This window comes from Stenotrophomonas sp. AR029 (assembly GCF_047520695.2).
GTDB classification, from domain to species: Bacteria; Pseudomonadota; Gammaproteobacteria; order Xanthomonadales; family Xanthomonadaceae; genus Stenotrophomonas; species Stenotrophomonas sepilia.
The window spans coordinates 946,348-966,980 of the sequence record NZ_JAXBQQ020000001.1; the positions used below are offsets into that span (position 1 = coordinate 946,348).

Below are 20,633 nucleotides of genomic sequence, written 5' to 3' on the forward strand. Positions count from 1 at the left end.
ATGAAACAGAGGCCGTCATTCCAGGGATTGGGGCTATCGCCTGAAAGCGCTACCGACGGCTGCCGGGCCGATCAGGCGTGATCGCCACGCAAGGCCCGTACCTGCGCCTCCAGCACCGGGGCGCGGGTGGCGTGGCCATCGACGGCCGGTGCCGCCACGACCTCGACCGTGGCGCGGAAACGGCGCGGCACCCGCATGCGGCCGAGGCGGCTGTCGCGGCGACTCCACATGCTCGACCACATGCCGCGCAGCGCCATCGGCACCACCGGCACCGGCCGCCGCTCGAGGATCTTCTCGACGCCGGACTTGAACGGCGCCATTTCCCCGTCGCGGGTCAGCGCACCCTCGGGGAAGATGCAGACCAGTTCGCCTTCGGCCAGCGCAGCGTCGATCTCGTCGAACGCGCGCTGCATCAGTGCCGGGTCTTCGCGAGCACCGGCGATCGGGATTGCCTTGGCGGTCCGGAAGATCCAGCGCATTACCGGGATGTTGAAGATCCTGTAGTACATGACGAAGCGCACCGGGCGCGGAATCGTCGCCGACAGGATCAGCGCGTCCATGTAGCTGACGTGGTTGCAGACCAGCAGCGCGGCGCCTTCGTCCGGCACGTTGGCCTCGATGCCGTGCGGGCGCAGCCGGTACAGGGTGCGCACCATCAGCCAGCTGAGGAAGCGCATCAGGAATTCAGGGACGATGGTGAAGATGTAGATCGCCACCAGCGCGTTGGCGATGGCCAGCGCCAGGAACTGCTGCGGAATGGTCCAGTGCAGCAGCTTGTGCGCGGCCAGCGACAGCAACGCCGCAGCGACGATGAAGCCCGAGTTCTGGATGTTCAGTGCGGCGAACACGCGCGACATCTGCGCCTTCGGCGTGCGGCTCTGGATCAGTGCGAACAGCGGCACCACGAAGATGCCGGTGAACAGGCCGATGCCGACCAGGTCGATGACGATGCGGATGCTGCCGGGCTGCTGCAGGAACGGACCAATGGTCAGCCCGTGCACGGTCGCTTCGCCGCTGCGGGCGAAGTACAGGTCGAGCAGGAAGGCGGTCATGCCGAACGCACCCAGCGGCACCAGGCCGATTTCCACCGTGCGTGCCGACAGCTTCTCGCACAGCAGCGAGCCGACGCCGGTGCCGACCGAGAACAGGGCCAGCGCAAAGATGTACAGGGTCGGCTCGCCGCCCAGGTTGGTCACCGCGTAGGCCGGTAGCTGCGAGGTCAGCACGGTGCCAACGAACCAGAACCAGGACACGCCCAGGATCGAGTTGCGCACGGCCTTCTGCTGGCGCGCCATGCGCAGTACCGCCAGCGATTCCGGCAACGGGTTCCAGTTGATCTTCAGGGTCGGGTCGCCTGCATCGACCCTGGGAATCAGGCGCGCGGCGATGTTGCCGCAGATCGCCAGGGCGATGATCGCGCACGAAGCCACCACCGTACCGTGGCTGCCGGCCACGGTGAACACCAGGCCGCCGACGATCATGCCGGAGAGGATCGACATCGAGGTCCCCATCTCGACCAGGCCGTTGCCGCCGGTCAGTTCCTCGGGCCTGAGCACCGACGGCAGCACCGAATACTTCACCGGGCCGAACAGGGTGGACTGCATGCCGGTACAGAACAGCGCGACCAGCAGCACCGGCAGGCTCTGGGTGAGGAAGCCGGTGGCCGCCAGCGACATGATCACGATCTCCATGGTGGTGGTGATCACGATCAGCCGCGATTTTTCCAGTTTGTCGGCGATCTGCCCGGCCAGCGCCGAGAACAGGAAATACGGCAGGATGAAGATGGCCGGTGCCAGGGTGGCGTACAACCCCAGTTCTTCCTCCGGCACGGCCATGAACAGCAACATGCTGATGATCGCCTGCCGGTACACGTTGTCGTTGAACGCACCGAGCGCCTGTACGACGAAGAACGGCAGGAAACGGCGCTGGCGCAGCAGGGCGAATTGGTTGTGACCGGACATGGAGCCTCCTTGACCGGCGCAGCCTAGCATTCCTGCCCATCCGCTGTGGGTGCGGACCTGTGGGTGCCGACCGCTGGTCCGCACACCTGCCAGCACCCTCAGACGATATCGTCGACCACGCCGCCGTCCACGCGCAGCGCCGCGCCGGAGGTGGCGGAAGCCTGCGGCGAGGCCAGGTACACCACCATGTTGGCCACTTCCTCGACCGTAGCGGTGCGCTGGATCACCGAAGACGGCCGGTGCGCCATCACGAACTCGCGGCCGATCTGTTCCAGCGGCTTGCCGCTGCGCTGGCGTTCATCCTCGAACATCGCGGCGAAGCCATCGGACAGGGTCGGGCCAGGCAGCACTGCGTTGACGGTGACGCCACTGCCGGCCACGCGCTTGGCCAGGCCGCGTGACAGTGACAGCTGCGCGGTCTTGCTGACCCCGTAATGGATCATGTCGGACGGAATGTTGCGCGCCGATTCGGACGAGATGAACAGCACGCGGCCCCAGCCGGCATCGACCATCGCTGGCAGCAGCGCACGCGACAGGCGTACGCCGGACATCACGTTGGTCTGCCAGTAGCGCTCCCAGGTGGCGTCATCGGTCTGGAAGAAATCCTCTGGGCCGAAGATGCCAGCGTTGTTGACCAGGATGTCGACCCTCGGCAGCCCAGCCAGCAGCGTATCGACACCGGCCGCATCGGAGAGGTCGGCGGCGACACCCAATACGTCGGCTACCGGCACGGCCGCGAGCAGGTGTCGGCGGGCGCGCTCGACGCTGTCGGTGCTGCGGCCATTGAGAACGACCCGCGCACCAGCGCTGGCCAGGCCCTGGGCGATGGCCAGGCCGATGCCGGCGGTGGAGGCGGTCACCAGCGCGGTGCGGCCGCTGAGTTCGATTTTCATGGTGATGATCCAGAGCGGGCGATTGCCCAGTATCCGCGTGGCGGCGTGATCGAACTGCATCGCCCGGTGCAACGCGCCGTTGCACGCGGCGCAGCAGATCCACGCCATGCGTGGATGGGATGCCCGATCAGCGATGAGGGATCAGGTCAGGTTGGTCGCCGCCTCATTGGCCGCGGCACGCACCTTCGGCAGCATGCGCAGTACCAGCGCCATCTGGGTACGGATCAACTGCAGTTTCGGTGGCATCGCCTCGTCGATCTGCTCCAGCTCGGCGGCCACCGCGCGGTCGGCGTCGTTGTCATCGTCCGCGACGGGTTGCCGCGCGGTCAGCGCCGTCGCCAGCTCCTGAAGTGCCTTGCGCACGCGATCGCCCGCGGCCAGCGCCAGTGGATCGCCTGCGTAGCTGTCCACCTGGTCGCGGTGCGCACCCAGCGCCGACAGATGCCCCAGCAGCGTGTTGGACAGCGCCAAGAAGCGGAAGCCGGCATCCAGGTTGCGGCGCACGTGGCCGGGTTCGCGCAGCATGTTCGACAGTGCGGTGGACAGCGCGGCGTCGGCGTTGTGCATGTCGCGGCGGGCGATGCGGTAGGCCAGGTCGTCGCGCATGCCGCTGCGGTACTGGCCCAGCACCGAATCCAGGTAGCGAGCGGCAGTGTCCAGCACGCGTGCCAGGACGAGATGCAGCTGGCGGCCCTGCCAGTCGGGCAGGATCAGGAACGCTGCCGCCGCTGCGATCGCGCAGCCCAACAGCGTATCGACCATGCGCGGTACGATCAGCACGAAGCCATCGCCGATCAGGTTGAAGCAGGTCAGCGCCATCACGGTGATCGCGGCTGATGCCACCAGGTAGCGGTCGGTGCGGGTGAAGAAGAACAACAGTGCCGACAGCAGTGCGATCAGCAGCTGTACGTGCAGCTGCGGGAACAGCTGCAGCAGTGCCCAGGTCAGCACCAGTCCGGCGACGGTGCCGACGATGCGCTGTGCCAGGCGCTGGCGGGTGGCGCCGAAGTTGGGCCGGCACACGAACACGATGGTCAGCAGTACCCATGAACCGTTCTGCGCATTGAACAGCCGGATCGCTGCAAAGCCGGCGATCAGCGCCAGTGCCATGCGCAGGCCATGGCGGAACAGCACCGAGCCGGGCGTGAGCTGCTGGCGGATGCGCACGCCCATCTCGCGCAGGGTATGCGGGTTGCTGTCGCGCAGGCGGGTGTCGACGTTGTCCAGGCTGGCTTCGGAACGTTCGGCATCCAGCAGGCGGCGCTCGATGCTGCGCAGGTTGTGAACCAGCAGGTCCAGCGAGCCGAGCAGGCGCTGCCACTGCGGGCGCTGCTGGTCACGCAGGTAGGCGAGCGCGTCGGCCAGGTCGCGCCCGGCCTGCTGGTTGCTTTCGCCGTATACGAACGGACGACGCAGCCGGATCGCCTCGCCCAGGCGGGCACAGGCCTGGCCCTGCAGGTCGAGCAGGCGCTGGCAGCGGTAAAGCACATCGCTGTGGAAGAAGGCGTCCACCAGCGCGCCATACGGGTAGTGCGAGGAACTGGCGCGCTCGTGGAAATCCTGCGCCATGTAGTACAGGCGCAGGTACAGGCCGGAGTTCACCCCGGGCCGGCCGGAGCGGCCGAAGCGGGCCAGGATCGCTGTCTTGGCCTCGTTCAGTGCACCCACCACACGGCGGTTCTGTTCGGCCAGGTCGAGCTGGCGACGTTGCAGGTCGGCTTCGCGCACCGGCTCGAACAGCGCAGCCTTCAGCTGCAGGTAGCGGCCCAGCTCAACGTACAGCCGCGCCACGCGTTCGCGCACCGGCCGGTTGGCGAACAGCGCAGTCCACAGGATCGACAGCAGCCCGTACCAGGCTGCACCGGCCAGCAGATGGCTGACCGCGTCCAGCGCGCTGTGCAGGTCGCTGGCGCCATGCTGCTCCAAGCCGATCATGGTGTAGATCGCCAGCGTCACCGTGGCCTGGGCAATGGATGCGTAGCGCTCACCGAGCGCGCCAAGCAGGGTCAGGCCGAAGGTGGACAGTGCCAGCGCGCCGATGAAGAACCACGGCCACGGGAACAGCCAGATCACCGAGGCCGCCGCAATGCAGAAGCACAACAGTGACAACACCACGGCCTTGATCCGGCCCCACCAGTTGTCGTCCGTTTCTGCGATGGCGCTTGCGATGATGCCGAGGAACACGCCGGGCAGGGCGGTCAGCGCCTCGAACTGCCAGCACACGGCCACGGCCGCGGTCAGCGCGATGAACACGCGCAGGCCGTAGCTGGCCTTTTCGTGGGCCCACAGGCGGCTGAGGCGGGATTGGCGGGCGGACATGCAGGCTCGGTGGAAGGGTCTTCCACCATTATTGCGGGCTGCGCGTGAAATATGGAGTGCGGACCAACGGTCCGCACCCACGGTGCTGCCGGGCCTTACATGTCGAACCGCACGCTCACAGCGAACGTGCGTGGCAGGCCTGTGCCGGCGTTGGACCAGTACTTCCGGTTGGCCAGGTTCTCGACACTGGCGCGCACGGTCACCGGATGACCGGAGACGAGCAGGCGGTAGCCGATGCCTGCATTGACCAGCGTGTAGTCGGGCAGCTTCAGGGTGTTGTCGGCGTCGTACCAGACATCGCCGTAATAGCGCACCGCGGCGTAGGACTCCAGCCCATCCACCCACGGCAGCTGGTAGGTGGCGTGCACGACCCCACTCCAGCGCGCTGCACCGGCGGTACGGTTGCCTTCCTGTGCGACGCTGGCCGGGGACAGCCTGTCGTAGGTCGGGTCCAGCCAGGTGACGCCTCCGCCAACCGTGAGGACATCGCTGAGGTGCAGGTCGGCACTGGCTTCGATGCCTTCGTACAGCGTGATGCCGTCCTGCACCAGGCGCTTGCCGGCCGGTGTGAATTCATCGATGTTGGCGCCACGCTCCAGCCGGAACGCCGCCACGTTCGCGTTCCAGCGCGCGGCCTCGGCCTTCGCGCCGATCTCGTACTGCTTGCTGAGGGTCGGGTCGAGCACATCACCGGCGTTGATGTAGTTGTTGCCTACGCGGCTGCCCGCTTCCAGCGATTCGATGTAGCTGGCGTAGAGGGTGACCGCCTCGCTGGGCTTGAACATCACGGCATAGGTCGGTGTGACCGGATAGGTGTGGTAGCGGCCCTTGGTCTCGTAATCGTTGTAGCGCCAGCCCGCCAGCACCGACCAGCCGCTGCCGAGATCGACGGTATCGCTTGCGAACACGGCCTGCTGCACGGTCTCGTCGCCGCGGGTCATCACCCGTGAACCGACGGCGTCATGGCGGATGGCATGGCGCTGGTACAGGTTGGCGCGGCCGATCAGGCTCCATTCGTAGGGACGGTCCCAGCCCAGCCCGGTCTGGTGACTGATGCCTGCCACCACCTGATGCTGCAGCGGACCGGTGTGGAAGCTGCCCTGCAGCATCGCCTGCGCCAGCTTCCACTCGCTCTTGCCACCCAGTTCATAGACGTTGACGTCATAGTCGCCATTGGGCGAATCGATGTAGGCGAAGATCTTGTTGACGTCATTCCACGAGGTGGTGACGCCGTAACTCAGGCTGGTTTTCCAGTCGCTGTTGATCTGCCAGTCCAAGCGGGTCGACAACAGGCTGGAACGAGTGTCGTAGTAGGTGCCGGGGACACTGTTGCCGATATTCCCGGCGATCGGTCGCGGCAACGAGGTCAGTCCGCGGAAGTAGTACTGCGGCGATTCCTCGCGCAGGTCGCGTGACTGGAACACGCCGTCGAAGGTCCAGATCAGTGCGTCGCTCAGGCGCGCGTCCAGCGACAGTGCGCCCACCTTGCGATCGACGTGGCCACCATTGAAGGTCTCACCCTTTTCCCCGAAAGCATTGAAGCGATAACCGAACATCTGCTCGTTGCCGAAGCGGCCGCCGACGTCCATCCCGGCACTGACGATGCCCTGCTCGCGCCAGCCCAGCTGGGCGGAGAAGGTGGGCGTATCGGTCGGCTTCTTGGTGATGTAGTTGACGATGCCACCGGGGGCACCGAAACCATAAAGGAATCCACCCGGGCCTTTCAGCAGATCGACCTGTTCCATCACTTCCAGCGGCCACTCGGTACCCCACGAGGAAACCTGCAGGCCATTGACGCGATAGCTGTCGAAGTTCAGGTCGATGCCACGGTTGCGGATCGGCGAACTCCAGCCACTGGCATAGGCGCTGACCTGGGTGGTGACCGAAGGGTCGAGCAGGAACGCTTCGCCCAGCGAGACCACTTGGCGCTGCTCGATCTGCTCGCGGCCCACGGCGGTGATCGCGAACGGGGTATCACGCAGCACGCGATCACCAAGGGCGCCGGTATCGGCGTGGGTGCGTTCGGCGGTGACCTTCACCGCATCCAGATCGGTGGCACTGCGGTTCCGATGGGTGCGCTCGGGTACGGACTGGGCATGCGCGGCACAGGCCAGTGACAGGGAAACGGCAAGCAGCGCCGGGCGGCAGAGTGGGTGCAGGAGCATGGTTCAGTCATCCTCGGCGAACGGCCACGCGCCATCCGCCCGCATGGGGGGAAAGGTTGATGGCTGGGATCACGCAGGCTTGCCGGAGAGGGCAGCGGGGCGCCGCGAAGGGGCGCAGGACCATGGCTGGAGGGGAATTGTTCTCTTTTCGTTACAGCACGTCAAACCCGGAGGCGTGCGGACCAACGGTCCGCACCCACCCTCCGCGCCGGTGGTAGTGCCGGCCGCTGGCCGGCAGATTCGCAGTACCGAGAACTAGATCCACGCCATGCGTGGATGGGCTCTACTACGCCCGCTGCGCGCGCTTGAGCAGCTTCGCTTCGCGCCTGCGCGCGCGACGGGCGCGCCAGCGCTCGGCCAGGCAGGAGAAGATCACGTACAGTGCCGGCGTACTGAGCAGGGTCAGGCTCTGCGAGAACAGCAGGCCGCCGATCATCGCGATGCCCAGCGGGCGGCGCAGCTCGGACCCTTCACCCAGGCCGATCGCCAGCGGCACTGCGGCCAGGATCGCGACCATCGTGGTCATCATGATCGGGCGGAAGCGCACGATGCTGGCCTCGCGTGCGGCATCGCGCGGCGCCAGCCCATGCTCGCGCTGCGCCACCAGTGCGAAGTCGATCATCATGATCGCGTTCTTCTTGACGATGCCGATCAGCAGCACCAGCGCGATCATCGAGATCACCGACAGCTCGGTGTTGGTGCCGAACAGGGCCAGCAGCGCACCGACACCCGCCGCCGGCAGCGTGGACAGGATGGTGACCGGGTGGATCAGGCTCTCGTAGAGCATGCCCAGTACCAGGTACACGGTCAGGATTGCGGCGAACACCAGGATCAGCATGTCGCTGGGATCGGAGTTGAAGCCGAAGCCCGCATCGTCGGCCAGGCGGATGTCGCCGGGCATGCGCATGCCGGCCACGGTCGCGTCGATGATCGCCTTGGCCTCGCCCATGCTCACGTTGGGAGCCAGGTTGTAGCTGAGGTCCATCGTCGTGTACTGGTTCTCGTGGGTGATCTGCGATGGGGCCAGGCCAGGCATCTGCGTGGCCACCGCGGTGATCGGCACCATGTCGCCGTTGCGCGCACGCACGTACACCTCATCCAGCGCCGCCGGGGTGGCTGTCTGCGAGGGCAGGGCATTGACCACCACGCTGTACTGGTTGATGTCCGAATAGATGGTGGAGATCTGGCGCTGGCCGAACGCACCATACAGCGCGCCGTCGATGGCGCCCACTGTGATGCCCAGGCGCGCGGCCTTTGCGCGGTCGATCTGGATGTTCTGGCGCAGGCCGGCATTGTCCACGTCGGTCCCGACGTCGCGCAGCTTCGGGTTCCTCTTCAGTTCCGCCTGCAGCTTGGGCAGCCATTCCTGCAGTGCGGCCAGGTCGTTGCCCTGCAGCGAAATGCGGTACTGCGCGCCCTGGCTGGAACCGCCGCCATCGTTGCTGGGCAGGTCCTGGATCGCGCGCAGGCGCAGCTGCAGGTCGGGATAGCGATCGGCCTTGGCGCTGAGGCGCGCCAACGCATGCGCGGTGGTTTCGCGGCGGCCGTCACTGCGAGATTTCAGCTCGATGTTGAACTGTGCACTGGAGCCCTGGCGGCCGCTGCCCAGGCGTACACCCACCGTCTTCACCGCCGGGTCGGCCATCAGCATGTCGGTGATGCGGCGCTGGCGCGCGACCATGTCCTCGAACGACACGGTGGCACTGGAGTTGGCGCGGCCCCAGATCAGGCCGGTGTCCTGCGGCGGGAACGCGCCCTTCTTCACCGCGCCGAACAGGAAGATGGTGACGCCGATCAGGATCAGCGGCGTCAGCGACAGCAGCAGCGCGTGGCGCAGCGAGAAGTCGAGGAATACGGTGTAGATGCGCAGCATGCGCTCGTGGCCGGCGTCCAGCCAGCGGCCGAAACGCGACGGCGGCGCGCTGTGGTCGTGCGCGCTGAGGAAGCGGCTGCAGAGCGCCGGGGTCAACGTCAGCGAGACGATCATCGAGACCACGATGGCCGCCACCAGGGTCACGGTGAACTCGCGGAAGAACGCGCCCATCATGCCGCTGGCGAACAGCAGCGGGATGAACACCGCCACCAGCGAGGCGGTGATCGAGACGATGGTGAAGCCGATCTCGCGCGCACCGGTCAACGCCGCCTGCATGCGCGGCATGCCTTCGTCGAGGTGGCGCATGATGTTCTCGATCACCACGATCGCATCGTCGACCACGAAGCCGATCGCGATCACCAGCGCCAGCAGGCTCAGGTTGTTCAGGGTGAAGCCCATCACGTACATGACCAGCGCGGCGCCGGCCAGCGACAGCGGCACGGTCACCGCCGCGATCAGGGTGGGTGCCAGCCGGCGCAGGAACAGCGCCATGGTCAGCACCACCATTGCCAGGCTGATCAGCAGGGTGACCTGCACTTCATGCAGCGACGAACGGATGGTCGGCGTACGGTCGAAGTACGGCGTCATCGTGGTGCCCGGCTGCAGGTAGTCGCGCAGGGTCGGGATCTGCGCCTTGACCCGGTCCACGGTCTCCACGATGTTGGCGCCGGCACGGGTGAACACGTACATCACCACCGCCGGCTTGTGGTCGAACCACGCCGCCTGGTAGGCATCCTGCTGGCCGTCGTAGACGTTGGCGATGTCCTTCAGCCGGATCACCCGGCCGTCGCCCTGGGTCTTGACTACCAGGTCGGCGAAGTCGGCGGCGCGCGCCACCGAGTCGTTGGCGATGATCGCCGTGGTGGTGTTGCCATCGCTGAGGAAGCCGGTGGGCGAGGTCACGTTGGCCGCGCGCACTGCGTTGCGCAGGTCATCGGCGGTCAGGCCCAACGCGTTCATCAGGCGCAGGTTGACGTCCACGCGCACCGCTGGCGTCGACGCGCCAGCGATGTCGACCGAGGCGACGCCGCTGATCTGGCGGATGCGCTGCGCCAGCAGCGAGTCGGCCACGTTGTAGAGCTCGTCGGCCGACTGCGTCTGCGAGGTCAGCGCGATGGCGATCACCGGGTCGTCGTTCGGGTTCGCCTTCTGGTACATCGGCGAGCCCATGCCCGAGGGCAGGTCGGCCTGAGCCGAGTTGATCGCCGTTTGTACATCCAGTGCCGCCGAATCGATGTTGTGGCCGCTCTGGAAGATCATGAACACCAGCGAGCTGCCTTCCGAGCTCGACGAGCGCATGCGATCGATGCCCGGCAGCTGGCCGAGATGGCGTTCCAGCGGCGCGGTGACCGTCGAGGCCATGGTCGCCGCGTCGGCGCCGGACTGGCTGGCATGCACGAAGATCACCGGGATCTCGATGTTCGGCAGCGCCGATACGCCCAGGCGCAGGTAGCAGATCAGGCCGACCATGAACAAGCCGATGGCCAGCAGTGCGGTGCCGATCGGGCGGCGGATGAAGGGGCCGGACAGGTTCATCGTGCGGCCCCCCACGGCAGCGGGGCGTGGATCATGCCTGCGGCTCCTGCAGCGAACCGTCGCGCAGCGCACGCTGTTCGCGGCGGCGCGCCAGCCACTCGGAGAAGCGCTCCATGTACAGGTAGATCACCGGCGTGGTGTACAGGGTCACCAACTGCGACAGCAGCAGGCCTCCAACGATGGCGATACCCAGCGGGCGGCGCAGCTCCGAACCGATGCCGGTGCCCAGCGCCAGCGGCAGCGCGCCGAGCATGGCCGCGGCGGTGGTCATCATGATCGGGCGGAAGCGCAGCAGGCAGGCGCGGCGGATCGCTTCGTGCGCGTTGGCGCCGGCGCGGCGGGCTTCGATGGCGAAGTCGACCATCATGATGCCGTTCTTCTTGACGATGCCGATCAGCAGCACGATGCCGACGATGCCATCCACCGACAGGCTCAGCCCGCACAGCATCAGCGCCAGCAGCGCGCCGACACCGGCCGGCGGCAGCGTGGAGATGATCGTGATCGGGTGGATGTAGCTCTCGTAGAGCACGCCCAGCACGATGTAGATCACCACCAGCGAGGCCAGCAGCAGCCACACCACATCGGTCTGGCTGCCGGTGAACTCGGCGGCCTTGCCGATGAACTCGGCATGCAGGTGGGTGGGCATGTCCAGGCTGTCCTTGGTCTCCTGGATCGCTCGCACCGCTTCGGACAGCGAATAGCCTGGCGCCACGTTGAACGACACGGTCACCGCCGGCAGCTGCTGCTGGTGGCTGACCACCAGCGGGGCGCTGCTGACCTTGCCTTCGGCCAGCGCCGACAGCGGGATGATGTTGCCGGCGCCGACGGTGATGCCGGTGTTCTGCGCGCCGATGCCGGTGGCGGTGGACGAGTTGGAGGAGGTGACCTGGCCGAAGCTGGTGGCATTGGTGCCGGTCAATGCGCCGGCGCCGTTGGAGGCGACGGCCAGCTGTTCCATCAGCGCAGTGCTGGTGCGGAACTCCGGTGCCACTTCCAGCACCACGCGATACTGGTTGAGCTCGGTGAAGATGGTCGAAATCTGGCGCTGGCCGAACGCATCGTAGAGCGTGTCGTCGATGGTCTGCATCGGCACGCCCAGCACGCTGGCCTTGTCGCGGTCGATGTTCAGCTCCAGGGCGCGGCCCTGGTTGGACAGGTTGTTGTCGACGTCGGCCAGTTCCGGGCGCTTGCGCAGCGCTTCGGTCAGGCGCGTGGCCTGGGTCGCCACCGTCGCCGAATCCACGTCCGACAGCGAGTACTGGTACTCGGTGGCGGCCACGCGGGTATCCAGGGTTACGTCCTGCACCGGCTTCAGGTACAGCGCCACGCCCGGAATGCCGGCCACTGCCTTCTGCAGGCGCGGCAGGATCTCGTCCAGGCCGTCGCGCTGGCTGCGCTCCTTCAGCACGATCGACAGCTGGCCCTGGTTGAGCGTGGGGTTCATGCTGCCGGCACCGATGAAGGCCGACACGCCGGTCACGTCTGGATCCTGGCGCAGCGCTTCGGCCACCTGCCTGGTGCGCTGCTCCATCTGCGGGAAGGCGATGTTCTGGTCGGCCTGCACCACGCCGGTGATCAGGCCGGTGTCCTGTTCGGGCAGCAGGCCCTTGGGAATCAGCACGTACAGCAGCACGGTCAGCACCAGCGCGCCACCGGCCACGGCCAGGGTCAGCCGCTGGTGGCCAAGCACCCAGTCCAGGCTGTGCTCGTAGAGGCCGACGGTGCGCGTCCACAGGTTCTGCTTGCCGGCCGCCGCCGCGCGCTCATGCGCGTCCTCGCCCTCGGGCAGGGCATCGGGCTTGAGCAGGTAGGCGCACATCATCGGGGTCAGCGTCAGCGAGATCAGCATCGACAGCACCACGGCGATGCTCAGCACCCACGCGAACTCGTGGAACAGGCGGCCGGTGACGCCGGGCATCAGCAGCAGCGGCAGGAACACCGCCACCAGCGAGACCGTCAGCGACAGCACGGTGAAGCCGATCTGGCGTGCGCCGATCTCGGCCGCTTCCTTGCCACTCTTGCCCTGCTCGATGTAGCGCACGATGTTCTCGATCATCACGATCGCATCGTCGACCACGAAGCCGGTGGCCACCACCAGCGCCATCAGCGAGAGGTTGTCCAGCGACATGCCGGCGAAGGCCATCACCGCGAAGGTGCCGGCCAGCGACAACGGCACCGCCACCGAGGGAATGATCGTGGCCCACAACCGGCGCAGGAACACGAAGATCACCGCCACCACCAGCCCGATGGTCAGGATCAGGGTGAACTGCACTTCATGCACCGAGGCGCGGATGGTCTCGGTGCGGTCGTTGAAGATCTCCAGGTGCACGTCGGCTGGCAGCACGCCCTGCAGCTGCGGCAGGATGGCGCGGATGCGCTCGACGGTCTGCACGATGTTGGCACCGGGCTGGCGGCGCACTTCCAGCAGTACCGCCGGCTTGCCGTCGGCCCAGGCGGCAAGCTGGTCGTTCTCCACGCCATCGATTACCTCGGCCACGTCCGACAGCCGCACCGGGCGGCCATTCTTGTAGCTGATGATGGTGTCGCGGTACTCGGCGGCGCTGGCCAGCTGGTCGTTGGTGCCGATGCTGTAGGACTGCGTCTTGCCGTTCAACGAGCCCTTGGGCGCATTGACGTTGGCCTGGGTCAGCGCGCTGCGCAGCTGCTCCAGGGTCAGGCCCATGTTCGACAGCTGCGCCGGATTGACCTGGATGCGCACGGCCGGGCGCACATTGCCGGCGATCGAGACCAGGCCCACGCCCTGCACCTGCGACAGGCGCTGGGCCAGGATGGAATCGGCGTAATTGTTGACGTCGCGCAGCGGGCGCGTGTCAGAGGTCAGTTTCAGGGTGACGATGGCCGCGTCGGCCGGGTTCACCCGGTTGTAGACCGGCTGGTAGGGCAGCGACGAGGGCAGGGTGGCCTGGCGGATCGCCGCCTGCACGTCCTGCGCGGCGATGTCGATGTCGCGGTCCATCGAGAACTGCAGGATGATCGTCGACAACCCGGCCGACGAGTCGGAGGTCATCAGCTCCAGCCCGGAAATCTGCCCGAACTGGCGCTCCAGCGGGGTGGTGACCAGCGAGGCCATGGTGGTGGCGTTCGCACCGGGGTACTGGGTGGTGACCACAAGGCTGGGTGCATCGATTTCCGGCAGCGCCGACACCGGCAGCTTGCGGTAACCGAGGATGCCCAGCAGCAACAGGCCCGCCATCAACAGCGAGGTGGCGATCGGGCGGCGGATGAAGATCGTCGAAAAGCCCACGGACTGATCCTTGCTGGCACTTCAATGTCGGCGCCGGCAGGTCCGCCGGCGCGAGGGAGATCAGTGGCCTGCGCTCAGCGCGGGCCACCACCGCGACGGCCACCGCCGCCTGCGTTCTTCTGCTCGGCTGCCTTCAGTTCGGCCTCGGTCGGTGCGGCCGGGGTCTCGCCCGGCTTCAGTGCGGTGACCTTGCTGCCCGGCTTCAGGCGGAACTGGCCTTCACTGACCACCCGCTCGCCGCCTTTGAGGCCTTCGGCGATCTGCACCTGGCTGTCGCCCACTTCCACGCCGCTGCGCACGGTCTGCATCTTTACCGTGTTGTCGCCCTGCACGATGTAGACGTACTCGCCATCCGGGCCACGCAGTACCGCCTGGGTGGGGATCACCACGCCGCCGGCAATCGTGCGCAGCTGCATGCGCACGTTGACGAACTGGCCCGGCCACAGGCCGTTGTCGGTGTTGTCGAACAGGGCGCGCGCCTTGAACGTGCCGCTGTCGGCACTGATCAGGTTGTCGACCACATCGAGCTTGCCGTCGCCGGACAGCACGTGCGAATCGGCGCGGTCCAGCGCCGCTACCGGTACCGTGCCGGCGGCCTGCGCCTGGCGCACATCGCCGAGCTGGCGCTCGGGCAGGTTGAACAGCACGTGGATCGGATGGATCTGGGTCAGCGTGACCAGCGCGGTACCGGCGCTGACCACGTTGCCGGCGTCGACCGCACGGATGCCGGCGATGCCTGAGATCGGCGCGGTGACCCGGGTGTACTGCAGCTGCACCTGCGCCGAGCGCATGCTGGCCTCGTTGGCGGCCACGGCGCTTTCGTACTGTGCCACTTGGTTTCGCTGTGTATCCAGATCGGTCTTGGCGACGTACTGGCGATACTCCGGCGCGTTCGAGCGCTGGTAGTTGGAGCGCGCGGTGGCCAGCAGGGCCTCGTTCTGGCGCTTGGCTGCAGCGGCCTGGTCGTAGCTGGCCTGGGCGGTGCGCGGGTCGATCACCGCCAGCACATCACCCTGCTTCACTTCCTGGCCTTCACGGAAATTCAGGCTCATCAGCTGACCGCCGACCTGCGGGCTGACGGTGACGGTGTTCATCGCGGTCACCGTACCCAGCGCGCTGGCATACACCGGTACGTCCTGGCGCGTGGCTTCGACCACGGTTACCGGCACCGGGCCGGCATCCGGGTCTTCCCCGCCCTGGCGCGCGCCCGCAGCAGGTTTTCCAGCCTTGTCCTTGCCCCCGCCAATGACGCGCAGGCCGACCACGGCCAGCACCAGGATCGCCACGACCAGCAGCACGATCTTCCAAACACGTGACATTACGAGGACTCCGAGAGGGCTGGACCGGACGGGACGCCGGGACAATGCGCAAAGCATACCTGTGCCACATCACGTTTCCTGCATGACGGATGGGACGGGCGCTAAGACCGGATGCGGCACCGGAGGTTCCCGTGGCGCCGGTGTTGCCCTACATTCAGCTGGAACCCTCTTGCTGTGGAGATTGCGATGCGCCGTTCGCTGCTGCTGTCCGCCCTGCTGCTGGCCCTGCCGGCGCTTGCCCATGCCCAGGACGGGCAACGCCCCGAAGTGACCGCCGCCGCGCAGCGGCTGCAGGCCCAGGTGGTCGAATGGCGTCGTGACTTCCACCAGCACCCGGAGCTGTCCAACCGCGAGGCGCGCACCTCGGCCGAGGTCGCCAAGCGCCTGCGTGCGATGGGCCTGAAGCCGAAAACCGGCATCGCCCACCACGGCGTGGTGGCGATCATCGAAGGCGGCAAGCCAGGCCCGAAGATCGCGTTGCGCGCGGACATGGACGCGTTGCCGGTGACCGAGCAGACCGGTCTGCCGTTCGCCTCCAAGGCCACCGACCAGTACCGCGGGCAGACCGTGGGCGTGATGCATGCCTGTGGCCACGACGCGCATACCGCCACCCTGCTCGGCGTGGCCGAAGCGCTGGTATCAATGAAGAAGGACCTGCCGGGCCAGGTGATGCTGATCTTCCAGCCGGCCGAGGAAGGCGCGCCGCCGCCGGAAGAGGGCGGTGCCGCACTCATGCTGAAGGAAGGGCTGTTCGCCGATTTCAAGCCGGAGGCCGTGTTCGGCCTGCATGTGTTCTCCAGCGTGCAGGCCGGCCAGATCGCTGTGCGCGGCGGCCCATTGATGGCCGCCTCGGATCGCTTCGGGATCAAGGTGATCGGTCGCCAGACGCATGGCTCGGCACCGTGGAACGGTGTTGACCCGATCGTCGCCACCGCCGATCTGGTCGGCACCGCGCAGACCATCGTCAGCCGCCGCGCCAACCTGTCCAAGCAACCGGCGGTGCTGACCTTCGGCGCGATCAACGGCGGCATCCGCTACAACATCATTCCGGACGAGGTGGAGATGGTCGGCACCATCCGCACCTTCGACGAGGGCATGCGCCAGCAGATCTTCGCCGATCTGCGCAACGTGGCCGAACACACCGCCGCCGCGCACGGTGCGAAGGCGGTGACCGACATCTACGAATCGGAAGGCAATCCGGCCACGGTGAACGACCCGACGCTGACCGCGAAGATGCTGCCGAGCCTGCAGGCGGTCGTGGGCAAGGACAACGTGTACGAGCCGCCGTTGCAGATGGGCGCGGAGGATTTCTCGCTGTACGCGAAGGAAGTGCCGGGCATGTTCTTCTTCGTTGGATCCACCAGCGTGGGCATCGACCCGGCGACGGCGCCGGCCAACCATTCGCCGAAGTTCCTGCTGGATGAGAAGGCGCTGGATGTGGGATTGCGGGCGTTGCTGCAGGTGAGCCTGGATTACCTGCACGGTGCCGGCACGCCTGCGGGGTGAGGGTTGCCGGCAGGGCTTGCAGCCCTGGGTACGCGACATCGCATGCGCGCTGTCGCTCCCACAGTTCGCTGCGCGAACGGTGGGCCCCCCTTACCAGCTTCCAGACCCCTGCCGCTTCGCGGCCGCCCCCTGACTCAGGGGGCTTTCCTCCAGACCCGATCCCGTGGCTTGCCGGTAGATCCACGCCATGCGTGGATGGCAGACATCGAAAATGTCCGAAGGATCGGATTTTGATTTTCTGATCTTTCCCGTGGTGGATCGGCGGCAGAAATGTGTCGGGGGGCCGGGGGGGTGGGGCTGGCGGGGTATCCGCGCCATGGATGGCGCGGCTAAGCCTCCAGGGACGGATTCACGGCGTCCCCGCCAGCCCCATCCGCCCGGCCCACTCCCGGGAATCCAGGCTTTCGACGACCCAACACCCCACCACGGAGGGGCTCCGCCGTTGGCCGGCCCGGCCGAAGGCCCGGTCTCCGCGCGATACAATGACCTCCATGAACACCCCACAGGATTCCAGCCTCGGTCGCGAGGTCAGTTACCCGTCGCAGTACGACCCCGGCCTGCTGTTTCCCATCCCGCGCAGCGGCGCGCGCGCCGAGATCGGCCTCGATGACGCAGCGCTGCCGTTCGTCGGCCACGACCGCTGGCACGCCTTCGAGCTGAGCTGGCTCGACCCGCGCGGCAAGCCGCAGGCGGCCGTCGCCACCGTGCAGGTGCCGTGCACCTCGCCGCAGTTGATCGAATCGAAGTCGTTCAAGCTGTACCTCAACTCCCTCAACAGCACCCGCATCGACAGCGCCGAGGCGCTGCGCGCGCGCATCGTGGCGGATCTGTCGGATTGCGCCGGTGCGCCGGTCCAGGTCGAGTTCGGCCTGCCGGGCCTGCGCGAGACGCCGCTCGGCGAGTCCATCGACGGGCTGGAACTGGAGATCGACTGCTACGGCCCGCCGCAGGCGGACTTCCTCGCCGCCGATGCGGGTGAGGTGGTGGAAGAGACCCTGGTCTCGTCGCTGCTGAAGTCCAACTGCCCGGTCACCGGCCAGCCGGACTGGGCCACGGTCAGCCTGCGTTACCGCGGGCCGAAGATCGATCGCGCGGGCCTGCTGCGCTACTTGGTCAGCTACCGTGAACACGCCGAGTTCCACGAGCAGTGCGTTGAGCGGATCTTCAGCGAGGTATCTGCGCGCTGCCGGCCGCACTGGCTCGAGGTTGAGGCCCGCTACACCCGCCGTGGTGGCCTGGACATCAACCCTTGGCGTGCCAGCCCCGGCATCGCCGCCCCGGCTGCGACCTACCGCGAGCTGCGGCACTACCGGGCACCGGCTCCCCCGATTGTTCAGCCGCCCCCGGGGGCGGCTTCACATCTGCACCATCCCCATTTAACAACCTCCATGGCACCGTGCGAACCACGTAGTCATGCAGACGGGAGTTGTGGATGAGTACCGAGAAGAAAGCCGATTTCTCCGGCGTCAGCAGCAGCGTCGACAGTACCGCCGAACAGGCACCGAAGGCGGACTTCTCCGGCGTCAGCGCTTCGGTGGACAGCACCGCAGACGTTGTCAGCGGCGGCACCTATACCGTGCAGAAGGGTGACTCGCTGTCGAAGATCGCCAAGCAGCATCTGGGCGACGCCAATGCCTGGAAGAAGATCTTCGAAGCCAACCGCGATGTGCTTGATGACCCGGACAAGATCTTCCCGGGCCAGACCCTGAAACTGCCGCCGAAGTAAGCCGGCCAGAGTGCCGTCCAACAATCCCTGGGAGGAACCCCGAATGATCAAGACCACCCCGCTCCAGACCGCCCTGATCGCCGCCCTGCTGGGCAGCGTCGCCCTGGTCGGTTGCAAGAAGAAAGAAGAGTCGACCGACAACAATGCCGCTCCGGCAGCGACTGCTCCGGCCGAACCGGCAGCACCGGCCCCGATGACCGGCGCGCCGCCGCCGATGGCCGAAGCCGCTGCTGTCAGCGTCTCGTCGGTCACGGTCGGCAAGACCGCAGCCGCCGACAAGTCGGTTGCGACGACGGCTTTGTTCGCGCCGAAGGACGACATCATCGTCTCGGTCAAGACCGACGGTGCTGCCAACAACGTCGCCGTTGGCGCGAAGCTGACCTACCAGGACGGCCAAGTGGCCGGCGAACAGAATGCCACGCTGAACACCAGCGGTGCGGAAACCACCAACGTCACCTTCAAGAATGCAAAGGGCTGGCCGGCCGGCAAGTACCGCGCCGAAGTCACCGTCGATGGCAAGGCGGCCGGAACGCCGCAGGAGTTCGAGGTCAAGTAAGTCCAGCCGACTCTCTCCCGGCAGGGCTCACGATGGACGCAGCCGCGAGGCTGCGTCCTTTTTTGTTGGGCGATACCCGATCGAGGGGATCTCGGGTACGCTGAACGGAATATGGAAGCGTGGGAGGGATGGGATGCTCAACTGGATTGTTCTCACGCTGGCAATGGCGTCGACGGACGGTGAAGTAGTCACCTATGTTCATACGGATGCACTCGGGAGTCCGGTGGCTATTACGGACTCAAACGGGAAGGTGATCGAGAGATTCACATACGAGCCTTATGGCTCTGTCGTTGGAATCGCCGCGGCAGATGGTCCTGGTTACTCAGGCCATGTGTTTGATTCCACGACAGGTCTCAATTACATGCAGCAACGATATTACTCTCCCGAAATAGGTGCCTTTCTCAGTGTAGATCCCGTCGCTGCCTATGGTGGGAAGTCTTCCCTCTTCAACAGGTACCGATACGCCAATAGCAGTCCTTACAACTTTGTCGATCCGGACGGCAGAGTTCCTGTAGTTACGCGGATGAAGGACGGTTCGGTGAAAATCAGCTTCCCAACAAAATTTTCAGGGGATGGTGCGACACCCAAGAACATAGCGACCTTCAAAGAGCAGGTGGCGTCAATGTCAGGAACCTATGATATTGGCGGGAAGGAGACGCGCGTGACGGTCGAGGTCACTGACATTGAAAGAAGTACCCCGCGGGCCGCCCGTAATGAGATAAAGCTTGTCAACGGGGAAACCTCCCACCGCAGCGGACGTAGTTTTGCGGAGTTGGGCGGAAAGAAGGGCGAGATCAATGTCCTGGATAGATTTGACAAGGGTGTTGTTCCTCATGAAGTGTCACATCTTGGCGGTGTGGATGATCTCTATGACAAGACAACGGGGCTGCCCAACCCTGCACGCGGCGACGGAATCATGAATAGGGTTCCCGGTGTGGTTGACAGCCATACCATCGGTGGAATTGTGGACGGTGATTCGGCAGTTCAGAAACGGGAGCGTTGAGATGCTTGCACGCATTTTGGTTTTCTTCGCTTTCTTATTCCCGCTCACTTCGTGGGCCCAGGAATCTAGCCTGTGGAGCTACAGTTGTGACCACTTCCTATACGGCGCCTGTGTGCGGCTGCCGACAGGCATGTCCGTGACCTACGAGGCATCTGTTGACTTTGGTCTGCACCGCATCAGGCGTGATGGTAGGGAAGTCGTCTTGATCTACGAGGGCGATGCCCCCGAAAAGCCTGTGCCAGGAAGCACGCCGGATCTGCGCTTCACGGATGGCGGATATGTCGTGTCGGGGTATGCAAGGGCGGAAGGACCTTCCACCCGGTACGACGTCTACGTTCGACCCGGATCATCTGGCGCCGGCTCGCTGCACATCCGAGGCTCTGCAGCGACAGCAGATGAACTCGCCAGCCTGGCCGCCGTCGTTGGGGGATTCCGAATCTGCAACTTCCAGCAAAGCAAGCGCTCGCAGACATTGATCTGTCCAAGGCGTGCCGAGTGGGGGCAGGGATTG

General features: G+C 66.1%; 11 protein-coding genes and 1 pseudogene. 5 read left to right on the plus strand and 7 right to left on the minus strand.

Annotation, left to right across the window (positions count from 1 at the left end):
- Window positions 1–71 precede the first annotated feature (71 nt).
- From ACM0PB_RS04520 to ACM0PB_RS04550, 7 genes are all read right to left on the minus strand, one after another.
- The gene (locus ACM0PB_RS04520; RefSeq protein ID WP_065178884.1) at window positions 72–1,961 is read right to left on the minus strand and encodes an MFS transporter; all 1,890 of its coding nucleotides are present in this window, start codon (window positions 1,959–1,961) and stop codon (window positions 72–74) included.
- 98 nt (window positions 1,962–2,059) lie between these two features.
- Window positions 2,060–2,854 carry an SDR family NAD(P)-dependent oxidoreductase gene (locus ACM0PB_RS04525; protein WP_065178885.1) on the minus strand — a complete coding sequence of 265 codons (795 nt, stop codon included), beginning with the start codon at window positions 2,852–2,854 and terminating at the stop codon, window positions 2,060–2,062.
- 141 nt (window positions 2,855–2,995) lie between these two features.
- Window positions 2,996–5,173, minus strand: a complete 2,178-nt coding sequence (yccS, locus tag ACM0PB_RS04530) for a YccS family putative transporter (protein WP_171956164.1) — start codon at window positions 5,171–5,173, stop codon at window positions 2,996–2,998.
- A gap of 95 nt (window positions 5,174–5,268) precedes the next feature.
- A complete protein-coding gene (locus tag ACM0PB_RS04535) occupies window positions 5,269–7,338 on the minus strand; it encodes a TonB-dependent siderophore receptor (protein ID WP_414604493.1) in 2,070 nt (689 codons plus the stop codon).
- Between the two features lie 286 nt (window positions 7,339–7,624).
- Window positions 7,625–10,747 carry an efflux RND transporter permease subunit gene (locus ACM0PB_RS04540; RefSeq protein ID WP_065197066.1) on the minus strand — a complete coding sequence of 1,041 codons (3,123 nt, stop codon included), beginning with the start codon at window positions 10,745–10,747 and terminating at the stop codon, window positions 7,625–7,627.
- 31 nt (window positions 10,748–10,778) lie between these two features.
- Window positions 10,779–14,012 carry an efflux RND transporter permease subunit gene (locus ACM0PB_RS04545; RefSeq protein ID WP_065186764.1) on the minus strand — a complete coding sequence of 1,078 codons (3,234 nt, stop codon included), beginning with the start codon at window positions 14,010–14,012 and terminating at the stop codon, window positions 10,779–10,781.
- A 74-nt stretch (window positions 14,013–14,086) separates the two neighbouring features.
- Complete coding sequence (locus tag ACM0PB_RS04550; protein ID WP_065186765.1) at window positions 14,087–15,331, minus strand: efflux RND transporter periplasmic adaptor subunit; 1,245 nt, start codon at window positions 15,329–15,331, stop codon at window positions 14,087–14,089.
- Between the two features lie 186 nt (window positions 15,332–15,517).
- Between ACM0PB_RS04550 and ACM0PB_RS04555 the strand changes: the two genes are divergently transcribed.
- The 5 genes and pseudogenes from ACM0PB_RS04555 to ACM0PB_RS04575 all read left to right on the plus strand — a co-directional run bounded on the left by ACM0PB_RS04555 (window position 15,518) and on the right by ACM0PB_RS04575 (window position 20,122).
- Window positions 15,518–16,837 (plus strand): M20 family metallopeptidase, encoded by a 1,320-nt coding sequence (locus ACM0PB_RS04555; RefSeq protein ID WP_414604492.1) that lies wholly within the window; start codon window positions 15,518–15,520, stop codon window positions 16,835–16,837.
- Window positions 16,838–17,328: 491 nt separating this feature from the next.
- Window positions 17,329–18,141: pseudogene (gene queF, locus ACM0PB_RS04560) on the plus strand (NADPH-dependent 7-cyano-7-deazaguanine reductase QueF); the annotation flags it as partial.
- A gap of 128 nt (window positions 18,142–18,269) precedes the next feature.
- On the plus strand, window positions 18,270–18,563 hold the full coding sequence (locus ACM0PB_RS04565) for a LysM peptidoglycan-binding domain-containing protein (RefSeq protein WP_049410686.1): 294 nt from the start codon (window positions 18,270–18,272) through the stop codon (window positions 18,561–18,563).
- 43 nt (window positions 18,564–18,606) lie between these two features.
- Complete coding sequence (locus tag ACM0PB_RS04570; protein ID WP_072169182.1) at window positions 18,607–19,119, plus strand: hypothetical protein; 513 nt, start codon at window positions 18,607–18,609, stop codon at window positions 19,117–19,119.
- A gap of 133 nt (window positions 19,120–19,252) precedes the next feature.
- The gene (locus ACM0PB_RS04575) at window positions 19,253–20,122 is read left to right on the plus strand and encodes an RHS repeat-associated core domain-containing protein (protein ID WP_081275814.1); all 870 of its coding nucleotides are present in this window, start codon (window positions 19,253–19,255) and stop codon (window positions 20,120–20,122) included.
- Window positions 20,123–20,633: the final 511 nt, after the last annotated feature.